This is a genomic window from Streptococcus oralis, from assembly GCF_003942585.1.
GTDB classification, from domain to species: Bacteria; Bacillota; Bacilli; order Lactobacillales; family Streptococcaceae; genus Streptococcus; species Streptococcus oralis_BE.
Window position 1 is genome coordinate 449,079 of sequence record NZ_RJNK01000001.1, and the last position, 24,966, is coordinate 474,044.

23 protein-coding genes, 2 pseudogenes and 1 other annotated feature are annotated in these 24,966 nt (G+C 41.4%); of the genes and pseudogenes, 4 read left to right on the forward strand and 21 right to left on the reverse strand.

Features of this window, described 5'->3' with window-relative positions:
* Window positions 1-25 precede the first annotated feature (25 nt).
* From D8862_RS02300 to D8862_RS02330, 7 genes are all read right to left on the reverse strand, one after another.
* On the reverse strand, window positions 26-1,567 hold the full coding sequence (locus D8862_RS02300) for an ABC-F family ATP-binding cassette domain-containing protein (RefSeq protein ID WP_125448539.1): 1,542 nt from the start codon (window positions 1,565-1,567) through the stop codon (window positions 26-28).
* A 1-nt stretch (window position 1,568) separates the two neighbouring features.
* Window positions 1,569-2,048, reverse strand: coding sequence for a VanZ family protein (locus tag D8862_RS02305; protein ID WP_125448540.1), 480 nt, complete (start codon window positions 2,046-2,048; stop codon window positions 1,569-1,571).
* Window position 2,049: 1 nt separating this feature from the next.
* Entirely contained in the window at window positions 2,050-3,135 is a 1,086-nt protein-coding gene (gene rlmN / locus D8862_RS02310) for a dual-specificity RNA methyltransferase RlmN (RefSeq protein WP_000804768.1), read from the reverse strand.
* A 20-nt stretch (window positions 3,136-3,155) separates the two neighbouring features.
* Window positions 3,156-3,686 (reverse strand): YutD family protein, encoded by a 531-nt coding sequence (locus D8862_RS02315; RefSeq protein WP_125448541.1) that lies wholly within the window; start codon window positions 3,684-3,686, stop codon window positions 3,156-3,158.
* Between the two features lie 155 nt (window positions 3,687-3,841).
* The gene (gene sodA / locus D8862_RS02320) at window positions 3,842-4,447 is read right to left on the reverse strand and encodes a superoxide dismutase SodA (protein ID WP_125448542.1); all 606 of its coding nucleotides are present in this window, start codon (window positions 4,445-4,447) and stop codon (window positions 3,842-3,844) included.
* A 69-nt stretch (window positions 4,448-4,516) separates the two neighbouring features.
* Window positions 4,517-5,554 carry a DNA polymerase III subunit delta gene (gene holA / locus D8862_RS02325; RefSeq protein ID WP_125448543.1) on the reverse strand — a complete coding sequence of 346 codons (1,038 nt, stop codon included), beginning with the start codon at window positions 5,552-5,554 and terminating at the stop codon, window positions 4,517-4,519.
* A 32-nt stretch (window positions 5,555-5,586) separates the two neighbouring features.
* Window positions 5,587-6,522, reverse strand: a complete 936-nt coding sequence (locus D8862_RS02330) for a dihydroorotate oxidase (RefSeq protein WP_125448544.1) — start codon at window positions 6,520-6,522, stop codon at window positions 5,587-5,589.
* Window positions 6,523-6,726: 204 nt separating this feature from the next.
* On the opposite strand from D8862_RS02330, the gene gdhA reads away from it, so the two are divergent.
* Window positions 6,727-8,073: an NADP-specific glutamate dehydrogenase gene (gdhA, locus tag D8862_RS02335; RefSeq protein WP_125448545.1), complete on the forward strand. Its 1,347-nt coding sequence runs from the start codon at window positions 6,727-6,729 to the stop codon at window positions 8,071-8,073.
* 31 nt (window positions 8,074-8,104) lie between these two features.
* On the forward strand, window positions 8,105-8,590 hold the full coding sequence (locus D8862_RS02340) for a GNAT family N-acetyltransferase (RefSeq protein WP_095726479.1): 486 nt from the start codon (window positions 8,105-8,107) through the stop codon (window positions 8,588-8,590).
* Window positions 8,591-8,795: 205 nt separating this feature from the next.
* Here the strand turns inward: D8862_RS02340 and D8862_RS02345 are convergent, their stop codons facing one another.
* The 4 genes and pseudogenes from D8862_RS02345 to D8862_RS02360 all read right to left on the reverse strand — a co-directional run.
* Complete coding sequence (locus tag D8862_RS02345) at window positions 8,796-9,440, reverse strand: TetR/AcrR family transcriptional regulator (protein ID WP_125448546.1); 645 nt, start codon at window positions 9,438-9,440, stop codon at window positions 8,796-8,798.
* A 16-nt stretch (window positions 9,441-9,456) separates the two neighbouring features.
* Window positions 9,457-10,461 carry an NADP-dependent oxidoreductase gene (locus tag D8862_RS02350; RefSeq protein WP_125448547.1) on the reverse strand — a complete coding sequence of 335 codons (1,005 nt, stop codon included), beginning with the start codon at window positions 10,459-10,461 and terminating at the stop codon, window positions 9,457-9,459.
* A 213-nt stretch (window positions 10,462-10,674) separates the two neighbouring features.
* Window positions 10,675-11,043: an EXLDI protein gene (locus D8862_RS02355; RefSeq protein ID WP_125448548.1), complete on the reverse strand. Its 369-nt coding sequence runs from the start codon at window positions 11,041-11,043 to the stop codon at window positions 10,675-10,677.
* 62 nt (window positions 11,044-11,105) lie between these two features.
* Window positions 11,106-11,918: pseudogene (locus D8862_RS02360) on the reverse strand (DUF2268 domain-containing putative Zn-dependent protease); the annotation flags it as partial.
* On the opposite strand from D8862_RS02360, the pseudogene D8862_RS02365 reads away from it, so the two are divergent.
* Window positions 11,899-12,219: pseudogene (locus tag D8862_RS02365) on the forward strand (NADP-specific glutamate dehydrogenase); the annotation flags it as partial. The pseudogenes D8862_RS02360 and D8862_RS02365 overlap by 20 nt on opposite strands.
* Window positions 12,220-12,240: 21 nt before the next feature.
* Here the strand turns inward: D8862_RS02365 and D8862_RS02370 are convergent.
* From D8862_RS02370 to mecA, 10 genes are all read right to left on the reverse strand, one after another.
* Complete coding sequence (locus tag D8862_RS02370) at window positions 12,241-12,807, reverse strand: hypothetical protein (RefSeq protein ID WP_125448550.1); 567 nt, start codon at window positions 12,805-12,807, stop codon at window positions 12,241-12,243.
* A gap of 359 nt (window positions 12,808-13,166) precedes the next feature.
* On the reverse strand, window positions 13,167-13,532 hold the full coding sequence (rplL, locus tag D8862_RS02375) for a 50S ribosomal protein L7/L12 (RefSeq protein WP_001196969.1): 366 nt from the start codon (window positions 13,530-13,532) through the stop codon (window positions 13,167-13,169).
* Between the two features lie 75 nt (window positions 13,533-13,607).
* Complete coding sequence (gene rplJ, locus D8862_RS02380; RefSeq protein WP_001287274.1) at window positions 13,608-14,108, reverse strand: 50S ribosomal protein L10; 501 nt, start codon at window positions 14,106-14,108, stop codon at window positions 13,608-13,610.
* A 38-nt stretch (window positions 14,109-14,146) separates the two neighbouring features.
* Window positions 14,147-14,282, reverse strand: a sequence feature (ribosomal protein L10 leader region).
* 62 nt (window positions 14,283-14,344) lie between these two features.
* Window positions 14,345-15,604: a TRZ/ATZ family protein gene (locus D8862_RS02390; protein WP_125448551.1), complete on the reverse strand. Its 1,260-nt coding sequence runs from the start codon at window positions 15,602-15,604 to the stop codon at window positions 14,345-14,347.
* 104 nt (window positions 15,605-15,708) lie between these two features.
* On the reverse strand, window positions 15,709-17,457 hold the full coding sequence (locus D8862_RS02395) for an ABC transporter ATP-binding protein (RefSeq protein WP_125448552.1): 1,749 nt from the start codon (window positions 17,455-17,457) through the stop codon (window positions 15,709-15,711).
* A 1-nt stretch (window position 17,458) separates the two neighbouring features.
* Complete coding sequence (locus D8862_RS02400) at window positions 17,459-19,183, reverse strand: ABC transporter ATP-binding protein (RefSeq protein ID WP_125448553.1); 1,725 nt, start codon at window positions 19,181-19,183, stop codon at window positions 17,459-17,461.
* A gap of 60 nt (window positions 19,184-19,243) precedes the next feature.
* Window positions 19,244-20,182 (reverse strand): peptide-methionine (R)-S-oxide reductase MsrB, encoded by a 939-nt coding sequence (gene msrB / locus D8862_RS02405; RefSeq protein WP_125448554.1) that lies wholly within the window; start codon window positions 20,180-20,182, stop codon window positions 19,244-19,246.
* Between the two features lie 101 nt (window positions 20,183-20,283).
* Complete coding sequence (gene thrB / locus D8862_RS02410) at window positions 20,284-21,153, reverse strand: homoserine kinase (RefSeq protein ID WP_125448555.1); 870 nt, start codon at window positions 21,151-21,153, stop codon at window positions 20,284-20,286.
* Between the two features lies 1 nt (window position 21,154).
* Window positions 21,155-22,441, reverse strand: a complete 1,287-nt coding sequence (locus D8862_RS02415; protein ID WP_125448556.1) for a homoserine dehydrogenase — start codon at window positions 22,439-22,441, stop codon at window positions 21,155-21,157.
* 147 nt (window positions 22,442-22,588) lie between these two features.
* Window positions 22,589-23,329 carry an adaptor protein MecA gene (gene mecA, locus D8862_RS02420; protein WP_125448557.1) on the reverse strand — a complete coding sequence of 247 codons (741 nt, stop codon included), beginning with the start codon at window positions 23,327-23,329 and terminating at the stop codon, window positions 22,589-22,591.
* Between the two features lie 122 nt (window positions 23,330-23,451).
* On the opposite strand from mecA, the gene D8862_RS02425 reads away from it, so the two are divergent.
* Entirely contained in the window at window positions 23,452-24,930 is a 1,479-nt protein-coding gene (locus tag D8862_RS02425; protein WP_038805442.1) for an oligosaccharide flippase family protein, read from the forward strand.
* Window positions 24,931-24,966: the final 36 nt, after the last annotated feature.

The following is a 24,966-nucleotide window of genomic DNA, read 5'->3' on the forward strand; positions in this document are numbered from 1 at the left end:
TACTGTATTTCTTTTTTCCTCATTTTTAAGTTAGCTTGTTAAAGTCCCAAATTTGGTCCATCCAACCTTCATAAAAGTCTGGTTCGTGGCAGACCATAAGGATAGATCCCTTGTATTCTTTGAGAGCACGTTTGAGTTCATCCTTGGCATCTACATCCAAATGGTTGGTCGGCTCGTCAAGTACCAAAACGTTATTTTCACGGTTCATCAAGAGACAGAAACGCACCTTAGCTTGTTCACCACCTGATAAGACCTGAATTTGACTTTCGATGTGCTTAGTTGTCAAGCCACAACGAGCAAGGGCTGCACGGACTTCTGCTTGATTAAGGGCTGGAAAGGCATTCCAGACGGCTTCAAGAGGTGTTTGACGATTGCCACCTTCTACTTCCTGCTCAAAGTAACCGAGTTCTAGGTAATCACCGCGTTCAATTTCTCCAGCAATTGGTGGAATAATTCCCAAAAGAGACTTCAAGAGAGTAGTTTTCCCAATACCATTGGCTCCAATAATAGCAACCTTTTGATTGCGTTCAAAGGTGAGGTTTAAGGGTTTGGTAAGTGGACGGTCATAACCAATCTGCAAGTCCTTGGCTTGGAAGATAAAGCGCCCTGGCGTACGAGCTGATTTGAAATCAAAGGATGGTTTTGGCTTCTCACTTTGCAGTTCGATGATGTCCATCTTGTCCAGTTTCTTTTGACGGGACATGGCCATATTACGCGTTGCAACACGCGCTTTGTTTCGAGCCACGAAATCCTTGAGGTCTGCAATCTCTTTCTGCTGACGTTCGTAGGCCGCCTCTAGCTGAGATTTTTTCATAGCATAGACTTCTTGGAACTGGTAGTAGTCACCAGAGTAACGCGTCAACTGTTGATTTTCAACGTGGTAGACGATATTGATCACGTCGTTGAGGAAAGGAATATCATGCGAAATAAGGACAAAGGCATTCTCATAGTTTTGGAGATAACGCTTGAGCCAGTCAATATGTTCAGCATCCAAGTAGTTGGTTGGCTCGTCCAGTAACAAGATATCAGGCTTTTCAAGAAGGAGTTTGGCCAAAAGAACCTTGGTTCTTTGTCCACCTGATAAGGCTGTTACATCTGTATCCATACCATAGTCCATGACACCGAGAGCACGCGCTACTTCATCAATCTTAGCATCCAAAGTATAGAAGTCACGACTCTCCAAACGATCTTGGAGTTCACCAACTTCTTCCATGAGCGCATCAATATCTGCTCCGTCTTCCGCCATCTCCATATAGAGGTCATTGATGCGAGCTTCTGCCTTGAATAGTTCATCGAAGGCTGTCCGCAAAACATCACGAACGGTTTGACCTTCTTTTAACACAGCGTGCTGGTCCAGATAGCCAGCAGTCACATACTTAGACCACTCCACCTTCCCTTCATCTGGTAACATCTTACCAGTCACGATGCTCATAAAGGTTGATTTTCCCTCACCATTGGCACCGACTAAACCGATGTGTTCACCCTTGAGGAGACGGAAAGACACATCTTCAAAAATTGCACGGTCACCAAAACCGTGACTCAGATTTTTAACTTCTAAAATACTCATTCTAATTCCTTATCTTGTTTTTATGCAATCCTTTATAGAGGAGCCAAGCCAGATAGCCTCCCAAGGTGTTGGTCCACAAATCATCAATCTCAAAGACGCGATTAAAATCAAAGAAGAAGTCTAAGACCAGTTGCGTACACTCAATTCCCAAGCTCAGTAAAAAACTGAGAAGGAGGATTTTTTTCGTTTGCCGCAAGTTGGGACAGAGATAAATGAGTTGAAAGACCAGAGGGAAAAGCAAGAAAACATTTAAAATGTTCTGCAAAAAGATCCAAAGGACTTGTCCCAAACTGGTCACTTCACCTAGATTCCAAAGGGAGTTTAAAGGAGTTAAAAGAAAAACCAGGCGTCCAAAAGTTTGAATACCTGGAGTTTCCACTCCTGTAGGAAGTTGAGGTTGGGGAGTAAAACAAAAACAGACAATGCAAAGACTGTAAACAGCCACTCCCAATCTTAAGATTAATTCTCTTTTTTTAGTCATTTTATGGATTTACCGCTGCGACTGCCTTCTGGCGATCACGTTTCATTGTATTGGAGCGCAATTGTCCACAAGCTGCATCAATATCTGTACCATGTTCCTGACGGACAACACAGTTAACCCCTTTTTTCTTGAGGGTATCGTAGAAGGCCATCACGCGCTCTTTAGGACTACGGCTATATTGGTCATGTTCACTAACTGGGTTATAGGGAATCAAGTTTACATAAGACAATTTCTTGATATTTTTGAGCAACTCAGCCAACTCCAAGGCTTGTTCAACGCCATCGTTGACTTCATTGAGCATGATGTATTCAAAGGTCACACGGCGATTGGTTGTTTCGATATAGTACTCAATGGCTGCAAAAAGCTTTTCTATCGGAAAGGCACGGTTAATTTTCATGATGCTTGAACGCAATTCATTATTGGGTGCGTGAAGGGAAACAGCGAGATTGACCTGTACGCCTTCATTAGCAAAGTCACGAATTTTATGGGCCAAACCTGAGGTAGAAACAGTGATGTGACGAGCACCGATTGCCATCCCCTTGTCATCATTGATGGTACGGACGAAATTCAACACATTGTTGTAGTTATCAAATGGTTCACCAATTCCCATGACAACAATATGACTGACACGCTCGTCCTGACCACGCTCATCAAAATATTTCTGAACCAGCATGATCTGCGCTACAATTTCACCGTTATTAAGATCACGTTGCTTCTTAATCAAGCCTGATGCACAGAAGGTACAACCGATATTACAACCGACCTGAGTGGTCACACAGACTGACAAACCGTAGTGTTGACGCATGAGTACTGTCTCAATCAACATACCATCTGGCAACTCAAAAAGATACTTAACAGTACCGTCGGCTGACTCTTGTACGATGCGTTGTTTCAATGGATTTACCACAAACTGCTCATTGAGCTTGGCAATCAAATCCTTGGAAAGGTTGGTCATTTCTTCAAATGACTGGACACGTTTACGGTAGAGCCATTCCCAGATTTGATCTGCTCGGAATTTCTTTTCTCCTTGTTCTAATACCCATTCTTGCATGGTTTGACGTGTTAAACTATAAATAGACGGTTTCATCTCTTCTCCTTATTCTCTATCTATTTCTGACGAATGACAAAATGGCGCTGTCCCTTGTCCTCTTTCTGAGACTTTTGGTCCTTATGACGACGTCTATTTCTCTTATCCGCATTTGGTTTTCTCTTGTTTTGCGAAGGTTTCTTTCCTCTTCTAGGAAGGTTTTCCTCTTCCTTTTTACGCATTTTCTTGTCAAATGACGCACGCTTAGGTGCTTGGTTTTCTAAGACAAAATAAGCACAACCATAACTACAGTACTCCAAAAGATAATCTTGTAAGCGACTGATCTTTTCAATTTTTTCCTCAGTACGTTCGTCTTTGTAAAAACCGCGAAGGCGAAGCTGTTCATTGCTCCAGTCCCCCACGACATAATCAAACTTGGTCAACACTTCTGAAAAGCGCTGATTAAAGACTGTCACATCGAAAGCCTCCTTGATATTTTCAACCAAGGTAAAAGCAATCCCTTCAGTCTCAACCTTATTCCCATTTACCTGAAATTCTGGGCCAGGAAACTTGTTATAATTGTATAATTCAGGTGCAATTTCTTTACGCATAGTCTTCCTTTTCCACGATTACTTAACACTCTATTTTACCATAATTTCTAGCAGTTAGCACGTTTCTCATAAAAATGAAAAAAGTCTGACGATTCTGTCAGACTTCTGCTTGAAAATCTTAAAAAGAGAAGAGTGACTCTTCCCTCCACATTTTATTATTTAGCTGCTGCGAAAAGCTCGTCTACTTTGTTCCAGTTAATCACTGAGAAGAAAGCTTTGATGTAGTCAGGACGCACGTTGCGGTATTTCACGTAGTAAGCATGCTCCCAAACGTCCAAGCCCAAGATTGGTTTTTTACCTTCTGAGATTGGTGTGTCTTGGTTTGCTGTTGAAGTCACTTCAAGCTTCCCTTCTTTGTTGACAACCAACCATGCCCATCCAGAACCAAAGCGAGTTGTAGCTGCTGCTGTAAAGGCTGCTTGGAATTCTTCAAATGAACCAAATGTTGCATCGATTGCTGCTGCAAGTTCTGCTGATGGAGCTGTTTTTTCAGGAGTCATCAATTCCCAGAAAAGAGCGTGGTTCAAGTGTCCACCACCATTGTTGATAAGTGCTTGACGGATATCAGCTGGGATAGATTCTACATCAGCAAGCAAAGCTTCAAGGTCTTCACCGATTTCAGGGTGTTTTTCAAGAGCTGCATTCGCATTGTTGACATAAGTTTGATGGTGTTTGTCATGGTGCAAGTGCATTGTTTCAGCATCGATGTAAGGTTCCAAAGCGTCATATGCGTATGGAAGGTCTGGTAAGATAATAGCCATCTGTAATACCTCTTTTTCTTTCTATATGAAAATGATAACGCAATCATCCTCTTTTTTCAAGTTTTTTGCTCAATTTGCTTCTGCCGCGATCTGCAAAAGTGCCTTTTCAAACAGGTACCCTTTTTCATAGACACCTGTCTTAATCTGGTAGTCTGTTTCAATCAAATAAGAAATCGCTCGCTTGAGAAATGCCAAGGAAATCCCTCTCGAATCTCTCAATGCAAACTTGATTTGATAAGGATTAGGATTGCGCCCCAAGTAAGTTCCCAGACTGCTTGCAATCTGCGACTCCGTTTGACCAGCCTCTGATAAAATCTTCACTTGGGTAAAGGTTCGAAACTGTCCTAACATGACAGCTATGAGCTTGATCTCATCCTCCCCTTGCAAGGTCAAATCTCTAACCAAGTCACGGGCCTGGTCGATCTTTTTGCCCAAGATAAGCTGAGTCAAATCAAAAATATTGTCCTGCAGAGTCTTTGGAATAGCCTCGACAATATCCTTCTCCTCAATCAGGCCATCTGACTTATAAGACTGTAAAAAAAAGAGATTTTTCTGGATTTCACTAAATTGAAAACCAGACTTGATGAGTAGATTTTCAAAAGACTTTTCTGCAAACTGCAGACCTTGTGTCTGACTCCATTTTTGGAAATACTTGCGGAGTTCTTGTTCCTTGGGTTCAATAGCATCAAATACAGTCGCATCTCGTTTGAGCAATTTGACCAGCCGTCTTTTACTATCTAACTTTCCTTCTGCAAAAATCAACAACTTTGTTGTTGGTGAAGGGTTATCAAGGTATTCCTCAAATGACTTGAGCTCATCATCTGTTAAAAAACGTTTCTTAGCTGTTGTAATATCGACAAAATGATCTAATATCACGATTTTCTCATCCGCAAAGAAAGGGAGACTGACCAACTCCAACTCTAAGTCTTTATAAGCTACTTCTTTCATATCAAAGTAAGCAAAATTGAGGTTAGCTGGATCATAACCAATCTGCTTCAACACTTGACTCTTCATAACTTCAAACTGGCCCTGATCTGTCCCTGTAAATAGGCTCAGGCTAGATAAATTTGATAAAGTCAACTTCTGACTGTCTTCTATGGCTAGCATCTTCTCTCCTTTCTTCTGATTTTTTAGTAACTTTAACCAATATAGCGCAATTTCCCACGGAAATCTTCTAATCTCTCATACCCTTTTTCCGACATGATTGCTTTCAATTCATTGGTAATGCGCTCAAAAGCTCCAACGCCTTCCTTGTGGAGCGTCGTTCCTACTTGCACCATACTCGCACCGCAGAGGATATGTTCAAAGGCATCACGACCCGTTAGAACACCACCCGTTCCGATGATTTGGATTTGCGGATTGAGGCGTTGATAAAAGGCGTGGACATTAGCAAGAGCTGTTGGTTTGATATACTCTCCACCAATCCCACCGAAGCCATTTTTAGGGCGAATAACGACAGACTCATCTTCGATATAAAGGCCATTCCCGATAGAGTTCACACAATTGACAAACTTGAGCGGATATTTGTTGAAAATAGCTGCCGCTTGGTCAAAGTGAACAATATCAAAATAAGGCGGCAATTTGATTCCAAGAGGTTTGGTAAAGTAGGCAAATACCTCTGACAAGATACGGTCTGTTGTCTCAAAATCATAGGCAATCTGAGGTTTTCCTGGAACGTTTGGACAAGAGAGATTAAGCTCTGTCAGTCCTTTGAATTCACTCTCTTGAACTTTTTTCAAGATGGTATGTGTTTCTTCTGGAGACATGCCGACTAGGGAAAGGAAGAAAGTACGGTTTGGTTCTTTTTCCTGCAAGTCCAAAAGATAGTCCAGATAGTAGTCTAAGCCATTATTTGGTAAGCCCATAGAGTTGATAGAACCAAGTGGAACATCCTGATAACGTGGCTCAGGATTGCCCTGACGAAAGTCCAAGGTCGCTGTCTTCGTGACAAAAGTACCCGCTGCTGAGTTTTTGACCCCTTCTAGTTCCTCTATCGTCATACAAGCCACACCCGCTGCATTCATCAAGCAATTATCAAACTCAAAGCCAGCTATTTGTGTTTTCGTTGATACCATGATTCTGATCCTCCAGATTCCTTTTATTTCTAATATTATACCATACTTTCAGATTTTCTCTTTGAGAAACTAATTTCTATATAAAACGTTCGGTTTTGTAAATTGAAAGAATTTTTAGAAAATTTCTGTTTTTTTCTTTACACTCAAAAAAAATTCTGCTATAATGGCTCATGTAATAAAATATAACAACAAAAGGAGAACGATATGACATCTGCTAAAGACTATATCCAAAGCGTGTTTGCAACTGTGAAAGCTCGTAACGGGCATGAGGCTGAATTTCTCCAGGCGGTTGAAGAATTCTTCAGCACTTTGGAACCTGTATTTGAAAAACATCCTGAGTATATCGAAGAAAACATCTTGGCACGTATCACTGAGCCTGAGCGCGTGATTTCTTTCCGTGTTCCTTGGATGGACCGTGAGGGAAAAGTCCAAGTCAACCGTGGTTACCGTGTTCAATTCAACTCAGCTGTTGGACCATATAAAGGCGGACTTCGTTTCCACCCAACTGTAAACCAAGGGATCTTGAAATTCCTTGGCTTCGAACAAATCTTTAAAAATGTCTTGACTGGACTTCCAATCGGTGGAGGTAAAGGTGGATCAGACTTCGATCCTAAAGGGAAGACTGATGCTGAAGTGATGCGCTTCTGCCAAAGCTTCATGACTGAATTGCAAAAATACATCGGACCATCACTTGACGTCCCAGCTGGTGATATCGGTGTTGGTGGACGTGAAATTGGTTACCTTTACGGACAATACAAACGTCTTAACCAATTTGATGCGGGTGTCTTGACTGGTAAACCTCTTGGATTTGGTGGTAGCTTGATTCGTCCAGAAGCAACTGGTTATGGATTGGTTTACTACACTGAAGAAATGCTCAAAGCTAATGGTAACAGTTTTGCTGGTAAGAAAGTGGTAATTTCAGGTTCTGGTAACGTAGCTCAATATGCTCTTCAAAAAGCGACTGAACTTGGTGCGACTGTTATCTCTGTATCTGACTCAAACGGTTATGTCATCGATGAAAATGGTATCGACTTCGATCTTTTGGTTGATGTTAAAGAAAAACGCCGTGCTCGTTTGACTGAGTACGCAGCTGAGAAAGCAACTGCTACTTACCATGAAGGTTCTGTATGGACTTACGCTGGAAACTACGACATCGCTCTTCCATGTGCGACCCAAAACGAAATCAACGGCGAAGCAGCTAAACGTTTGGTTGCTCAAGGAGTTATCTGCGTATCTGAAGGTGCTAACATGCCTAGTGACCTTGATGCGATTAAAGTCTACAAAGAAAACGGAATCCTTTACGGACCTGCCAAAGCTGCCAACGCTGGTGGTGTAGCTGTATCAGCGCTTGAAATGAGCCAAAACAGCCTTCGCCTTTCATGGACTCGTGAAGAAGTTGATGGACGCCTCAAAGACATCATGACCAACATCTTCAACACAGCTAAAACAACTGCTGAAACATACGGACTTGGTACCGACTACCTTGCAGGAGCAAATATCGCTGCCTTCGAAAACGTAGCAAACGCTATGATTGCACAAGGTATTGTTTAATTAGTCGATACATCCTATCGGAGGACAAATGATGAACTTACGGCCAATGGAAGTGAGAGATAATCCAGCTGTAGCGCAACTCATTCGAGCTAGCCTAGAAGAATTCGGACTTGACAAACCAGGAACTGTCTACTTTGATTCTCATCTAGATCATTTGGCCGACTATTATCAACAGCAAGAGAGAGCAGCTTACTTTGTTCTGGAAGATGAAGGACAGCTGGTTGGCTGTGGTGGCTTTGCACCTGTGTCTGATAAGATTACTGAATTACAAAAACTGTATGTCACTAAAAATAGCCGTGGCAAAGGTTATTCCAGTAGGTTGATAAAGCGGATATTCCAGGAAGCCCGTCTGGCTGGTTATGAACAGCTTTATCTAGAAACCTCTACTGAACTGGCTACGGCTGTGGCCGTCTATCAGCACTATGGTTTTACAGCATTGCAACAACCACTTTCTAACGCCGCCGGCCACCCAGCTATGAATATCTGGATGATAAAATCCCTCTTATCAGATGAATAGATGGCAGTATACTATGGTCGAGTCTAGGGCATCAGTACCAAGCTCCTCAACACAGCTAAAACAACTTTTAAAAATGTATCCAAGGTTATGATAGTTAAGGTATTGTTTCAATTTATTTTTCAATCCTCAATCGCTCTGATTGGGGATTTTTATATTGGTTTTAAAAAAGCTCACTATTTTTAATAGTAAGCTTAAAAATCAAAATTCACTTTACTTCTACTAAGGCAAAAGACAGGCATTCAACTATTTCATTTACTGCTTCATCTATGTCTAGGTCCTCATTATCATTCAACATCATTGGAAGAGCATAAGAAAGACTCAAAGCTAAAATATAACGAACAATTCTTTCATTTGACCAATCTCGGATAACACCATTTTCTTTAAACTGATTCAGAACCGGACTAATTGGCTTAATGATAGAGTGAACAATGGTATTCCCTAACTGGTCAGAAATAGTTTCATCAATAAAAGAACGGTTCAAGAGAATTTTAACTTGCATTTGATTCTCCTGAATAAAAACTAGTCTATCTCGAACTATGCTTCTTAAAAATAGCGGAAAAGACTCTTGGTTTGCTGTAAATTTCTTCTCAGAAAAATCAGCAATCACATCTGGAATAACTTGCTTAAGAAAAGTCGATAAAATTGCTTCTAAGATGCCTTCCTTAGTTTTAAAGTAACTAAAAACTGTCCCTTCTGAAACTCCAGCCTCCTTAGCAATAAAGCTGGCTGTTGTATTTTCAAAGCCAATTTCTGAAAATAACTTTAGACTTGATAATAATACTTGACGTTGTTTTAAACTCAGGTTGCTATTTTCTAATGTCTGAGCATACTTTTCTTCTAAACTTTCCATTGCTGGCACCTCTCTGCTACTTTCTTACTTTTACGACTTTCTTACCTCGAGTGTGTCCCAATTTTAGACTACGATAGGCTTCTCTAACTGACTTTAGAGAAAAATCATAAACCTGATCAATATTCAGCCGAACCTCCCCTTCTGAGACCATTTCTGCTAGAGTGTTCAAATCATCATATGTGGAATGTCTCGGACCCGTGAACTGGGCACCTTTTATCATAACATATGGTGAAGGTACTAGCGTTCCAATAGCCGTGCCCTTCAATCCCAAACTGAAAGCCAATTTAACATAATCAGATCCATAACAATCCAAAAATTTTGTAATTGGCTTTGCACTTGCTGATAGAAGAGCATTCTGGATGTTCTCTTCGTAGGCTACCGGTATAGCACCTAAAGACTTCAGATAATCTGAATTTTTCTTACTCGCAATTCCAATAACTGTCGCACCTTTAGCAACCGCATACTGTACTGCGATACTTCCAATACCTCCTGCTGCTGCTGAAATAACTACAACATCTTTAGAGTTTAGCTCAATCTTTCTAAAAGCACCTCCCACAGTTAGAGAGGCTACACCCATAGTAGCTGCATGGTTCATATCAATCATCTCTGGCTTCAACACAATTTCTGATTCATTGACACAAATTTCTGTTGCCAAAGCTCCCCTCTTGGTGCCTAATCCAGGGTCACTGATCATTGTTCCAAAAACCTTATCACCTACTGCAAACCGACTTACTCCTTCACCAACTTCTGTGATAACTCCAGCAAAATCCCGACCAATACCTCTTGGAAAAAGAGATGATTTTGACTCAAACCAATGACTTGGCTTCCTTAGTTTCGTCATAAAAGATAGAAAACGAAGTGGCTTTGCACCCTCAAAAGTTTTATAATCAATAGGATTTAAACCAACTGCATAAACTTCTACCCTAACTTGATTCACTTTCAAAGAATCAGATTTAATGTTCACTAAATCTAACACTTCTTCATCACCGAAACGACTATATTGTATTGCTTGAACAACCATTGTATGAACTCCTTACACATCTAAAAAAATTGAGTGAGCACTCAATCATTTTTCTTAATTATATGCTTATTCCCCATAGATTTCAACTATACTGTTTCTACAATTTCTAACTAAGTTAGCTGTTCATGATAAAAATAGATCTATTTTCTCTTATGAAAGATTATCAAACTATAAATTAGAGAAATCCGACTGCTTATAAAAGCAGCCGGATTTTTATATATCTAATTTTTCAAAAAATGTGCCTGTTGACTGCTTTTCTTTTAGCTTCTCCAGTAGCTCATTCTCCAGAAAAGGACTTAGTTCGTCAAAGTCTTGACAAACCTTAAAAACAGTCTCTCTGTCCAACTGGTCATAAGCTAGTTCGTAATAGTCCTTATGATGTTGCCAATTCTGCTCATAATTGATATCTGTTCGTTGATAGTAAACAATATTTTGCTTCGGAGTCAGGTAAAGCTTCTGTGTTAGAATGTTTTTCTGATCTTTGGATAGTTTGCTACGACTGAAAATCTTAACACCTTGAAAAATCTTGCGCTCATGGATACCTTGATTTGTGACTTTTAATTCAACTCTTTTATAGTGCATATAGTTACCTCCAAAAACTACTTTCATTATATCAGACTCTGGTAGATTTGCAAGCAAAAGTATCATTTCCAAAAATCTTTAGTAGCCTCTAAAATTTCTTCTGTCGGTGTTACTGTGGCCTCAATAATGCTCTTGCCAGTCTTTTTCAGATAGGCTTGTATCAGATGATAGCCATAAGCATAGCCTGCAGCATAGGGCATTCCAACCGGTATTTGACCTTGAATCTCAGCTATTTCATCACCGTAAAGATAAGGAGCCATTTCCGCCATCCCTGTTAGCTGAAGCTGACTTGAGATGATGGGCTTAATCTCTTCTAACTGCTCGGAACTAGTTGAAGTGACCCAGGATCCGATGAGCTCTTTACCATAGAGCTCAGCAGCAAAAGACTCTGCTAATCCTTCACTGACTACCCAGTCTGCTAGTGTTGTCTGCTGGTTCCATTTGATAAATTGGAAGCGAACATTATGATTGCACTCGTGGGCCAGAGCCGCTTGCACACGTGGCAAAGTATAGTCATTCGGTAGCAGACTAAGCATGAGGTAACCTGGAATTCCACCATCTCCGCTATAACCCTTATTGAGCTGTAACATGGCCTTTTCAGGGTTGCCCAATAAAATAGTAAAATGGTAATCCTCAACCTCTAAATCATAGCCAGCTTGCTCAAAAAGACCAATACTCCTCTTGATGGTATCTTGACAATTTTGCCAGAGTTGATCAGAACTTAGAGCGTCGATAGCTGGTCTATCCTTCTCTGACAGAGTTCCGGGTAGCTGATTCATAAAACCAAGTAGGAACAAAGCATCAAATCCTCCGGGATACTTGGCTTTCAGAGGAATATGTTGAGTTTGGTATTTCGTATCAGAAGGTGCCAACATGCCTAGCGACCTTGATGCGATTAAAGTCTACAAAGAAAACGGAATCCTTTATGGACCTGCCAAAGCTGCCAACGCTGGTGGTGTTGCCGTATCTGCTCTTGAAATGAGCAAAAACAGCCTTCGCCTCTTTTGGACACGTGAAGAAGTTGACGGCCGTCTCAAAGACATCATGACCAACATCTTCAACACAGCTAAAACAACTGCTGAAACATACGGTCTTGGTACTGACTACCTTGCAGGAGCAAATATCGCTGCCTTCGAAAACGTAGCCAATGCTATGATTGCCCAAGGTATTGTTTAAGAAATATGCTAAAAACCTCAATCAAAACGATCGAGGTTTTTTTGAAGCTTCATCTTCTATCAAAACTTCTTCTTCCATAACATTTTTTATTTTTTTGCCCAAAGATAATAACGTTTCTACATCAGAGGGTTTGCTTGTCCCGAGAGGATTCCAAGTAGAAGATGATGAATTTTCATATTCCTTAGACCGAACTCGAAATTTAATATTATCCCCCTTGGTGTCTATGTCTACATTTAAGGCTCTCGCCCCCAGTTTAGGCTCCTTATTTTTTATCCTACAGAAAATAACTTCTCCTGATACAATCTCCTTTCCATTACACCAAATCCTAATATTTCTTCCAGATAATTCTACGACAAAATTCTTCACTAGACTACCTTGTATTTTTTTAATTAAAAGAAAACTAATACCAAAAAATACTAATACTATCGTATAAAGAAAAAGAGGTTGTGATTTAAAAAAATCATTCAGTTTTAAATAGAATATAGCCAACTGTATTCCCAATACAGGAAGCATGAGGAACATGGGAAAAAGGATACCAATTATTATATCTGATTTTGCTGTTGTCGCTGTAAATTCATATCTTTCCATCAATATCACCTTTATAACATTTCCTTTTTATAGGACATTAATCCCATACTAAGACGGATGCATCAGGGAGTTCAATCTCCCTTTCCCCTAGCAAAGATAAATTTTGAACTATTCTAAGGATATTGTACCACTATTTCTGCAAAAAATACCTTAGCAAACATAATCTCCTTCCACAGATACATCATCGCTTTATCGAGCGTTGGAGTTTGATTGACAAAACTCCAGAACTTTATGATGAAAATCTTATGGAACAACTGGAGACACTTTATAAATTTTCTCTTTTCAATTATAAAGAAAAACCGCTACTCCTAAGAATAGCGGTTTAATCATGTTTTTAAGCTACTAATGTAGTCGCTCTATTATTTAAGAGTAACTGAAGCTCCAGCTTCTTCCAATTTAGCTTTGATTTCTTCTGCTTCTGCAGTTGGAACACCTTCTTTGATGACACCTGGTGCACCATCAACAAGTTCTTTAGCTTCTTTAAGTCCAAGACCAGTGATTTCACGTACAACTTTGATAACGCCGACTTTCTTGTCGCCTGCAGCTGTCAATTCAACGTCAAATGAATCTTTAGCAGCTTCTTCAGCGCCACCAGCAGCAGCTACAGCTACAGGAGCAGCCGCAGTTACACCAAATTCTTCTTCGATAGCTTTTACAAGGTCGTTCAATTCAAGGATTGAAGCTTCTTTAATTTCAGCAATAATGTTTTCAATGTTCAATGCCATTGTTATTTCCTCCAAATAAGTTTTAAATTTTATAATAGTTTTTTTCGTAGCTAGGCTACGCTGCGTAGCTTAAGATTAAGCTGCGTCTTCTTTGTTGTCTGCAACCGCTTTGACTGCAAGAGCAACGTTGCGCACTGGCGCTTGAAGTACAGAAAGGAGCATAGAAAGAAGTCCTTCGCGGTTTGGAAGAGTTGCAAGAGCAACGATCTCTTCTTTAGATGCGACAGCGCCTTCGATTGCACCACCTTTGATTTCAAGTGCTTCAGCGTTTTTAGCAAAGTCGTTCAAGATTTTCGCTGGTGCGATAACATCTTCGTTAGAAAATGCTACTGCAGATGGTCCAACAAATACTGATGCAAGATCTTCAAGACCAGCTTTTTCAGCTGCACGACGCAAGATTGAGTTTTTAATGACTTTATACTCAACTTCGCTTCCACGAAGCTCACGACGAAGAACTGTATCTTGCTCAACTGTCAAACCACGAGCGTCTACAACGACGATAGATGCAGCAGCTTTCATTTTTTCAGCTACTACGTCAACTAGTTCCGCTTTTTTAGCAATAATTGCTTCACTCATTAGTGTGTTCACCTCCGTAATTATTTTGCTTGGGGAATTTTTCCAAAAGAAAAACGCGCCCAAACCTAGACACGAAAGTACAATACGCTTCTTTTTACATGATACGTTTTGTCCTCGGTAGGATCTTTATGAGTCGAGCTCCCCTACTGTCTTAGGCAGTTTTTTCAAACCGTATATAAGTATAGCATAGACAAAAAAAGAATGCAAGATTTTTGTAAACTTTTTTTGAAATTTTTTTAAATCTTGACTGTCAAAACTTTGCCTTGCTTGACAACTTGTTCTCCTGCAATATAGACATCATCAACGTCACTGGATTTGACTGCATAGACTAGATGCGAGAGCATATTTTCCTGAGGTTGAAGATGGATTTTTCCTTGTGGTTGAATGACCAGAAAATCTGCTTGCTTGCCAACTTCTAGACTTCCTATCTGATCTTCCATTCCAAGAACCTTAGCACCTTCTATCGTCAGAGCTTTGAGGGCTGTTTCAATAGGAAATTGGCTGGCATCTCCACTTTTCATCTTCTGAAGAAGGGCTGCAGTCCGCCCTTCCTCAAACATATCAAGGTTGTTGTTGGAAGCAACTGAATCTGTCGCAATTCCCACTGCTACTCCTGCTTTTTGCAGTTGGATGATGGGAGCAATCCCTGAGGCCAGTTTGAGGTTACTAATAGGATTATGGGCGATAGCCACATGAGAAGTTGCCAAACGTTCAATTTCCCGCTCGTTTAACTCTACCCCATGAGCAAAGACAGAGGGATGTTCTAAGTAACCCAGTTCTTCTAGAAAAGCAAGAGGACGTTTGCCGTACTGTTTCAAGATAATTCCTGACTCCTCCTTGGTCTCCGCCACATGAATATGGATAGGAATATTCAGCTCTTTGGCCATATCTAGGCTCGCTTGAAGCAAGTCTTTGCTACAGCTGTATGGTGAATGTGGGGCTACCATAACCTTGAAATTTGGGTTTTCATATCCTAAGATTTCCTCTATGATGGCACGTGTTCTGCTTATGGTTTCATCAGTTGTCTCCGGCTCTGAAGAAAAGAGGGTTGGTGAGAAATAACAACGCATCTTAGAAGCCTTGACTGCCTGATAAATTCTCTCAATATCCACTCCATTGGGATTATACATATCGTTGAAGGTGGTTGTTCCTGACTGGAGCATCTCTGTCAGAGCTTCTTTGACCGCCTTGGTGGTCATGTCGGGAGTAAATCCTGCTTCTGCTGGCCAGATATAGTCATTGAGCCATTCATGGAGGTTGCTGTCATCCCGAATACCTCGCAAGCCTGTCATAGCAGAATGGGTATGGCAATTAACCAAACCAGGCATAATCCAGGCTCCCTGATAGTCTATAATCTGCTCGGCTTGATCTAAAATCTCTTGCTTCTCTTGACCAACATAGATGATTTGAGAATCCTTAACAGCCAAGATACCATCCAGATGCACATGGAAAGCTTGGTCACAAGTCACGATATTTACATGCTGATAGACTTTCATTGTTTTCTCCTTCTAAGACCCTGATTTTTTCTAGCTATTGTAACAAAAAAGTCACCCGAAGGCAACTTTTAGTGTCATTAAGACTTTAAATGGACAGGGATGGCTTATTCAGAGCTAAAAACTGCAGCTCGCTGCATTTGGTAATACTTGCCCTTTCTTGCCATGAGATCCTGATGATTGCCATGTTCCACGATGTCACCATCCACCAAGACTAGAATCAGATCCGCATCCTGAATGGTAGACAAGCGGTGGGCAATGATAAAGCTGGTGCGCCCTTCCATGAGCTTTGCAAAGGCATCCTGAACCAGTACTTCTGTACGGGTATCTATAGATGAAGTTGCCTCATCTAAGATAAGAATCTTAGGAATAGCCAGAAAGACTCGGGCGATGGTCAAGAGCTGGGCTTGACCGACAGAGAGAGATTCACCTGCATTTTCCAACTTGGTATCGTATCCCTGTGGCAACTGTTGGATGAAAAAGTCTGCGTTGGCTGCTTTGGCAGCAGCAATCACCTGCTCTCGGCTGGCTTCAGGATTTCCAAAGGCAATATTGTCATGAATGGTCCCTTGCTTGAGCCAGGTTTCTTGGAGCACCATCCCAAACTGCTGTCTCAATGACGCTCGGGTATAGTTGTAAATGGAACGACCGTCCAGCAAGATATCTCCTGAGTTAATAGGATAAAAACGCATGAGGAGATTGATGAGGGTTGATTTTCCAGCACCTGTCGGACCAACGATGGCCACCTTGCTACCAGCTGGGATATCGATGGATAAGTCCTTAATCAAGATTTTTTCTGGATGGTAGCCAAAAGAGACCTGTTTAAAGGAAATAGCTCCCTTGACTTGGTCACTGGTCAAGACTTCCTTACCTGTTTCAGACACCTCAGGACTTTCTAAGACTGCATAGACGCGCTCTGCGCAAGCGAGAGCACTTTGCAACTCAGCTAGAACTGAAGAAATATCGTTAAAGGGCTTGGTATACTGTTGGACGTAATTCAAAAAAGTCACTAAACGACCGATGGTCAAGGTTGAGCCCCTCATGATACGATAGGCTCCTACTCCAGCTAGAAGGGCATAAATGAGCGCATTGACAAAGCGAGTTGAAGGATTAACCGTCGATGAATAAAAGATGGCTGACTGAGAATAGCCTGAGTAGTTGGCATTAGCCACATGCAGTTTTTGGATAAACTCTGTCTGAGCATTAAAGGACTGGATAATGGTCTGTTGGCTAAGCGATTCTTCAATCAACTGAGTCTGAATCCCCCTCGTCTCTGTTTGCTTCTGGAAGAGATGATAAGAGCGTTTGGCAATAAAACGTGAAATCACCATGGATAGTGGCGTCAACAGCAAGACCAAGAGGGTCATGAGGAGATGGATTTGGAGCATGGCTAGAATACTAACCAAAATCATCAAAACACCAATGAAAAATTGGTTAAAAATCATGGTCAAGCCAGCTGCCAACTGCTCTATGTCCGTGGTCACACGACTAACCATCTCTCCACTGCCTTGCCGATCCACAAAAGCAATCGGTAAACGATGGAGCTTATGGATGATTCGCTCTCGCAAGTCTTTGGTATAAGAGAAGATTAGACGATTATAAAGAAGAGGATTGGCCCATTGTACCAGTGTATTTCCTATTACCACCAAGATCATCTGGAGAAAAATCTGCCAAAAAACTGGTGAAGAACCAGCCACCAGGACCTGGTCAATGACCTGCCCGATCAGAATAGGTAGGTAGATTGATAAGGCAACCTGGGCAATAGTTCCTAGAAAGGCTAGGAAAAGGAGGAAGGGATGGCTTGCTAAATCTACGGCTAAACGTTTGAGCGTCTGGTTTGCGGTTTGTCGTCTCATGCTAGTCCTCCTTTCCATGTTGGGATGCATTGATTTCGTGATAGATTTGGCTAGTCTTCATCAAGTCATCGTGCTTGCCAACAGCTAGTAACTCACCTTTTTCCAAAAGGAGAATCTGGTCAGCCATCTGAAGCGTCGAAGTCCGTTGAGAAATCAAGATTAAGCTCGTGTTTGGCAAATTTTCTCGAATAGATTTCAAGAGCTTGGACTCTGTGATGGTGTCGAGAGCTGAGGTCGCATCATCTAGGATGAGAAAAGGAGCTTGGCGCAAGACTGCTCGGGCGATAGACAGACGTTGTTTTTGTCCACCTGATAAATTTCGACCTCCTGCCTCAACTAGGGCATCCAAAATTCCTTCCTTTTCACTGACAAAATCCTTAGCTTGCGCAATCTCCAAGGCCTGCCAGAGTTCTTGGTCAGTTACTTCTCGATTGAAACCTAGAGTCAAGTTGGAACGAATAGTTCCTTTAAAGAGTTCGACTTTTTGGGGCACATAGGCAATCCAAGATCGCCACTGCTCAAGATTGCGAGGACTACGTCCATCTCGATAAAGGGAAATGCTCCCCTTGTCGACTGGATAAAGTCCAAGTAGGACTTGCACCAAGCTTGACTTACCTGAACCAGTTCCCCCGATGATACCAAGGATTTGCCCTTGCTTCATATCAAAGGAAATGTTTCTCAGAGAAGGCTGGGCCGCATCAGGATAGGTAAAGGTCAATTCTTGAACTTGTAAAACCTGATTACTGGTAGCTTGCTTTTCTTCTAATTCTGAATGGATGTCTTCTGGAGCTTGAGCAAATACTTCCTCGATTCGCTTAGCTGAGATATAGGACTGATTGAGGGAATTTATCAGCATAGCTAGCTTGACCAATTCCACCAAGATTTGCAAGAGATAGTTGATAAGGGCAATCAGGGCACCTTGACTGAGTAAACCTCCTTGAATTGAAATATAACCCTGCCAGATGATAACAAGGAGAGTCCCATTCACAATCAGATAGGTCAGAGGGGTTAATAAACTAGACCAGAAACCCGTCTTTTCTTGTAAACTGGCATAGACTTGGTTAAGGGTTTGAAAAATCTGTAACTCTCGTTTTTCTTGCCCAAAGGCACGAATAACTCGCATCCCTTGCAATTGCTGGCGCGTTTCCTGAACCAGTTGGTCCGTTTTCTTTCTGAGACTGCTGTAGAGAGGATTGACCAGTCGAGAGAGCCCCACAATGACAATCGTCAAAATGACAACCATGACCAAAAACCAGAAAGTCAGCTCAGCTGAGATGCGATAGGCCATAAAAATGGCTCCAAAAACGATAATAGGCGCTCGCAAAAAGAGACGCAGGAATTGATTGATACCAGTCTGAATCTGGTAGGTATCCGAAGTCAAGCGAGTCACCAAGCTAGAAGTTGTCAAACGGTCTCTGCTGTCCTTGGGCAAGGAAAGAATATGACGATAGAGGTCGTTTGTCAGTTCTTTGGCAAATCCAACCGCTGCCTTGGCTGAGTAAAACTGGGCTACCAAGGCCACTAAAACGCCAATCACTGCAAAGATAAGGAGCAGGCCAATCTGCATCCAAAGATGACCTTGATCTCTCTGGGGCAAGGACTGGTCAACAATCCCAGCAATCACCATGGGAACCAAGAGCTCAAAAACAGCTTCTAGCAGCTTGAACAAGGGAGCCAAAATGGATTCTTTGATATAGAGTTTGAAGTAAGATAGTAAGTGTTTCATAGATCCCTTCTATTCTTATTCTGGAAATGAAGAAAGGGGGAAGCGCCCACCCTCTCTGTTTTATTTGTTTAAGTAAGGTAATAGATAGCCATATCCTGCTTTTTCCATTTCACCCTTCGCTACAAAGCGCAAGGATGCAGAATTGATACAGTAACGGAGGCCACCTAACTCCCGAGGTCCATCTGTGAAAACATGACCCAAGTGAGCATTGCCTGACCGAGAACGAACCTCAATTCGCTCCATTCCATGGCTCATGTCCTTGTAATAATGAATCAATTCCTTGGAAATCGGACGACTAAAACTTGGCCAACCACAACCTGAGGCAAACTTATCCTTGGCAAAAAAAAGTGGTTCACCCGTCGTGATGTCTACATAAATCCCTTCTTCAAAGGTTTGGTCATAGGCATTACTAAATGGAGCCTCTGTAGCAGCTTCTTGGGTGACACGATAGGACTCTTCAGTTAAGCTTTCCTTTAACACCTCTTGACTAGGCTTTTCATAATTTGCCACATCAATCAATGGCTTCTCAGCATCTGTCACATCGATATGACAGTAACCGGAAGGATTTTTCTTGAGATAGTCTTGGTGATAGTCTTCAGCCAGAATGTAGTGGCGAAGTTTCTCCACTTCTACTGCAATCTTTCGACCCAACATACGCTCCTGCTCCCGCACCACTGTATAGATAGCTGGCAGATCTGCTTCATCTTGGTAATAAATCCCAGTACGATATTGGCGACCACGGTCATTCCCTTGTTGATTAATCGATAAGGGATCGATGACTCGGAAATAATAGAGTAAAATCTCTCGAAGTGATACTGTTTTCTCATCGTAAATCACTTGAACCGTTTCTGCATGATCTGTTTCCTTGAGCAGCTGGTAATTGGTCGTTTCGACTTGCCCATTAGCGTAGCCAACACTGGTTGCTAGCACTCCAGAAATTCGGGAAAAATATTCCTCTAAACCCCAAAAACAACCACCTGCTAGATAAATTTCTGCCATCTTTGTTTCTCCTTTATCAAGTTTTTAACTAGACTTCTTTTCAAAAAAAGGACAGGAAGCAGCCCCCTAGTCGAGACTTTCCCCATCCTATCTGCTATTCTTTACTTTGTTTCGACACGGACACCTTGCGTATCAACCTTCAAATCATGAAGTTTGCCTTTGAAAGACTGCTTTTGCAATTCAGCTTTAATCTTGGGCATCTTGTCATGAGAAGCCAAGATCATAACTGTTGGCCCGGCACCAGAGAGATAGGTTGCATAGGCATCATTTTCTTTAGCCACTTGCTTAATCGTCGCAAATTCCCTCACCAGATCCTGACGGTAACGCTCGTGGAAGAGGTCCCCCTCGATTGCTTGGCCAGCAGTCACCATGTCTCCTGCCAACAAGGCCGCGACAGCAACATTGGCGATAGAACTAGCAGCGACAGCTTCCTTGTAGGACAATTTTTTAGGCAAGACACCGCGGCTGTCTCGAGTACGCAATTCATAGTTTGGAATGTAGGCTAGGAAATCACACTCTGGGAAGTCTGCCACAATCGCTGAAACGTGCCCTTCAACGGAACTCGCAACAACGAGATTGCCATAGATAGCTGGTGCCACATTGTCAGGATGTCCTTCAATCTTAGTCGCCAACTGCAACTTTTCATGGTCAGATAAGTTGAGCTTGCCTAATTGGTTAGCCAGTTCAATCCCAGCAACAATAACCGAGCTAGAAGAACCCAAGCCACGCGCTAGGGGAACATCACTGGTCATTTTCAAGCGTCTCGGTTGTAAGTCTGGCGCAATTTGCAAGGCAATTTTAAGCAAAAGATTACGCTCGTCATGTGGAATCCATTTGCCAATCTGGTGTTCAATCAACCACTCATCTCGTTCTTCACAGACCTCAATTTGAAGATACTTGGTTACAGCTACACCAACCGAATCAAAACCTGGCCCAATATTGGCACTGGTTGCAGGTACAATAATCTTCATCCTATTCTCCTAACACCTTGAAGGTATTCAAGAGGTCAAATTCTGAAGCTTTGGCCAACTCAGCTGAAACATTCTCAAGTTGTGCTTTATTAATCTTATGAGTGATAATCACTACACGCGCCTTGTCACCCTCTTTGCCATCTTGGAGGATTTGCTTGAAGGAAATATCTTGAGCATTAAAGATTTCAGCAAGTTTCAAGACCTGACCTTTTGAATCTGGTGCCAAGATTGAGAAATAGTAATTTGCTTTAACATCTTCTGGATTAGCCAAGACCAAGTCACGATTATACTCGTTAAAGTCTTTACCAATGGTACCATCATTCAAGCGACGAACGATACGGACAATGTCCGCTACCACACTTGTTGCAGTTGGTTTTTGACCCGCACCTGGTCCGTAGTACATAGATTCACCGATACCGATAGACTCTACAAAGACAGCGTTCATCACGCCATTCACACTGGCAAGTGGATGCGCTTTAGGTAGGAAAGTTGGAGTCACTTCTGCAGCAATACCTGAAGGAGTTTCCTCGATAGAACCAACCAATTTCACTACATAGCCCAGGTCTTGGGCTACAGCTACGTCTTCTGGTGTGATGTTGCGGATTCCCTTGTGGGCAACATCGTCAAAGGCAACCTTCATACCAAAAGCAAACTGGCTCAAAATCACCATCTTGTAGGCTGCGTCAATCCCATCCACGTCATTTGTAGGGTCGCTTTCTGCAAATCCAAGTCTTTGTGCTTCCGCAAGAGCGTCATCGTAAGACCAGCCTTCTTCGACCATTTTGGTCATCATAAAATTAGAAGTTCCGTTAACGACACCAAGAACGCGCGTGATTTTATCAGAAGCTAATGAATTTGCCAAGGTACGAAGAATTGGAATACCACCAGCTACTGCTGCTTCGTAGTAAAGTGCTACATTATGATCTTTAGCGATTTCTAGCAATTCTGCACCATGGACAGCCAAAAGGTCCTTGTTTGCTGTCACAACGTGTTTTCCAGCTTCTAAGGCACGAGTGATAAAGGTTTTAGCTGGTTCGATACGCCCCATCAATTCCACTACAATGGTAACATCTTTGTCTGCTAAAATATCATCTACATTGGTTACAAAGTTAAAGTCATTTCCTGCTGCAAGCAAGCGGTTCTTTTCATCTTCATCCTTGACCAATACCTTGGCTACTTCAATCTCAGAATGAGCTGATTGGATGATTTTTTCTCCATTTTCCTTTAGGAGGAAAGGCACACCACTTGCAACGGTACCAAATCCAAGTAAAGCAATTTTAACTGTCATGTTTGTCTCCTCGAAATTTTCTGATATAGCCATTATAACAGAATTTTTCGAAAATTCCTATCCAAGGAAGCCACTATTTATCGATAGAAAAGAAAAACGAATCATGTGATTCGCCTTTCTTGATAAATGAAAATTGATTTTCAAAATCTACGAACTAACCTTTTGCAAACCAAGGACTGCATCGTGATTGATCAAGATTTGACCATACTCTTGTAAGACAGAACGACTGATATTACTATCATCTGCAAATTCACGCATACGAGCCAAGAGCCAAGCTGGATATGGACTAGGATGATTTTCCACATCGACTAAGATTGTCAAATAGTAGTGCCCATTCATCTTATAGAGTTCAGATGTTTCCATCTGGTAGTTAACCGTCTTTGCAAAAGCAACTAAGTCAGCAAGGCTTGCAAAGCGCAGGATATAGTAGATATAAGGTTCTTTCTTATTCTCCGTCTCCTTGTCTGCCTGCTCTTGCTCTTCTTCTTTAGCTTCTACCTGTTCTAGAGATTGGATAGCCTCAATATCGTCCTTGGTCTTGTCTGCAATGCTCTTTTCCAATGTTTTGAGAAATTCGTCCGGCGACATTTGGGCCAATTCTTCCATATCCGGCAGATCCGCCAAATCTTCAAAATCCAAATTCTGGTCAATCTTGGACTTGGTCACAAAGACATCCACCTTATCAGGTTTTGGCGTCACACGGAAACTCAGCATGCCACTGTCCAAGAAATTGTCTGGCATTTCCAGTTCATCTAAAATAGCATAGAAAAACTCTTCGGTTTTTTCCTGAGGAACGAGAAAGTCTGCAATTTCCATTCCTCGATCCATCAAATCATCTAAAGTCATCGTGATTTTCAGTGTTGTATCACTAATTTGTTTCATCTTCATATCTAGTAACCTCATACTTTCAGTCTATCTATTATACTAGATTTTTACGATTTTATCAAAAGAATGAAGCTGGAATGTGATATAATACTAGATATGATTTAAGATTTAAGAAAGAAAGTTCAATGAAAAATATAAAAGTAAATGCCTTGGCTAGCTTGCTGGTCAATATTCTCAATATCGTTTTTCCTCTGATAACCAACCCTTATCTGACGCGGATTCTCAGCAAATCCAACTACGGTTATTTCAATACCGCCAATACCTGGGCAAGTTTCGTTATTCCACTAGCTGCCTTTGGGATTTACAACTACGGGATTCGTGCTATCAGTAAGGTTAAGGACGATAAGAATAAAATCAACTATGTCTTTTCTAAGTTGTTTTATATCTCGGTTTTCACTTCTCTCCTGACGACTGGTATCTACTTCCTCTTTATCTTCTTTGACACCAGCATTGAGAATCTGAAAGTTCTCTACTACATCCTAGGAGCTCAAGCACTCTTCCAATTTCTCAATATCGAATGGATGAACGAAGCCTATGAAAACTATGCTTTTATCCTTTACAAGACATTGATTATTCGGATTACCATGCTGGTCGCTATCTTTGCCTTTGTCAAAACTGCTGATGATATCGTTCCTTATGCTATCGTCATGACAGCGACAACTATCCTCAACTACCTCCTTAGTTTTCTTTGGATCAAGAGAGAAGTTTCCTTTGTCAAAATTGGTTTCATCGAGTTAGCTAAGGCTTCTAAACCACTCTTTACTATGCTTCTCTTGGCAAATGCCAATATGCTTTATACCTTGCTAGATAGAATGTTTATCACCAAGGGACCAGATGAAAATTATATTTCTTATTATACAATTGCCTATAGCATCGTCATGCTGATTGCTGGTGTCTTAAGTGGAGCTATCAGTGTCAGCATTCCACGTCTCGGCTACTACCTCGGGAAAAAGGATTACAATTCTTATAATTATCTTGTAAATCAAGCGGCATCCTTATTCTATTTTCTCATGATTCCAACTAGTTTCGGAATTATGATTTTAGGAAAGTATGCAACGGTTATCTACTCTTCTGAAAAGTATCTTGAGGCAGGTATCGTGACCAGCGTCTTCGCCTTTCGAACCATTATCTGGGCTATTGAATTGATTCTTGGTAAGCAAATTATCTTTATCAATGACCACGAGAACCGCTTGACTGCTTTCTACTTTGCTGGTGGTGGCGCAAATCTCCTCTTCAACTGTATCTTATATATCAATAATATTTTTGCCCCTGAGTATTATATTGCTACTACCATTATTGCAGAAGCCATCGTTGTTCTCTTAGAAATTCATTTTATTAGGAAACACCAACTAATCAATTTAAAAGAAATCTTTGTGACCTTAACACGTTATGGTCTCATATCCCTTGGATTTATTCCGATCTTCTATATTTTCAAGATGATTTTCCAAATCAGTTCCTATACGGTGAACCTCAACATGATCCTCATGGTTCTCTCTACCATAGCTACTTGTGGAATCTACTATCTCTTAACACTCTTTCTCACTAAGGATAAAACACTTCACTATGCACTGAACCTAGTATTAGCTAAGATCAAAAGAAACTAAAAGAACACCCTACTGATAAACGAGCGTTTACTAGTA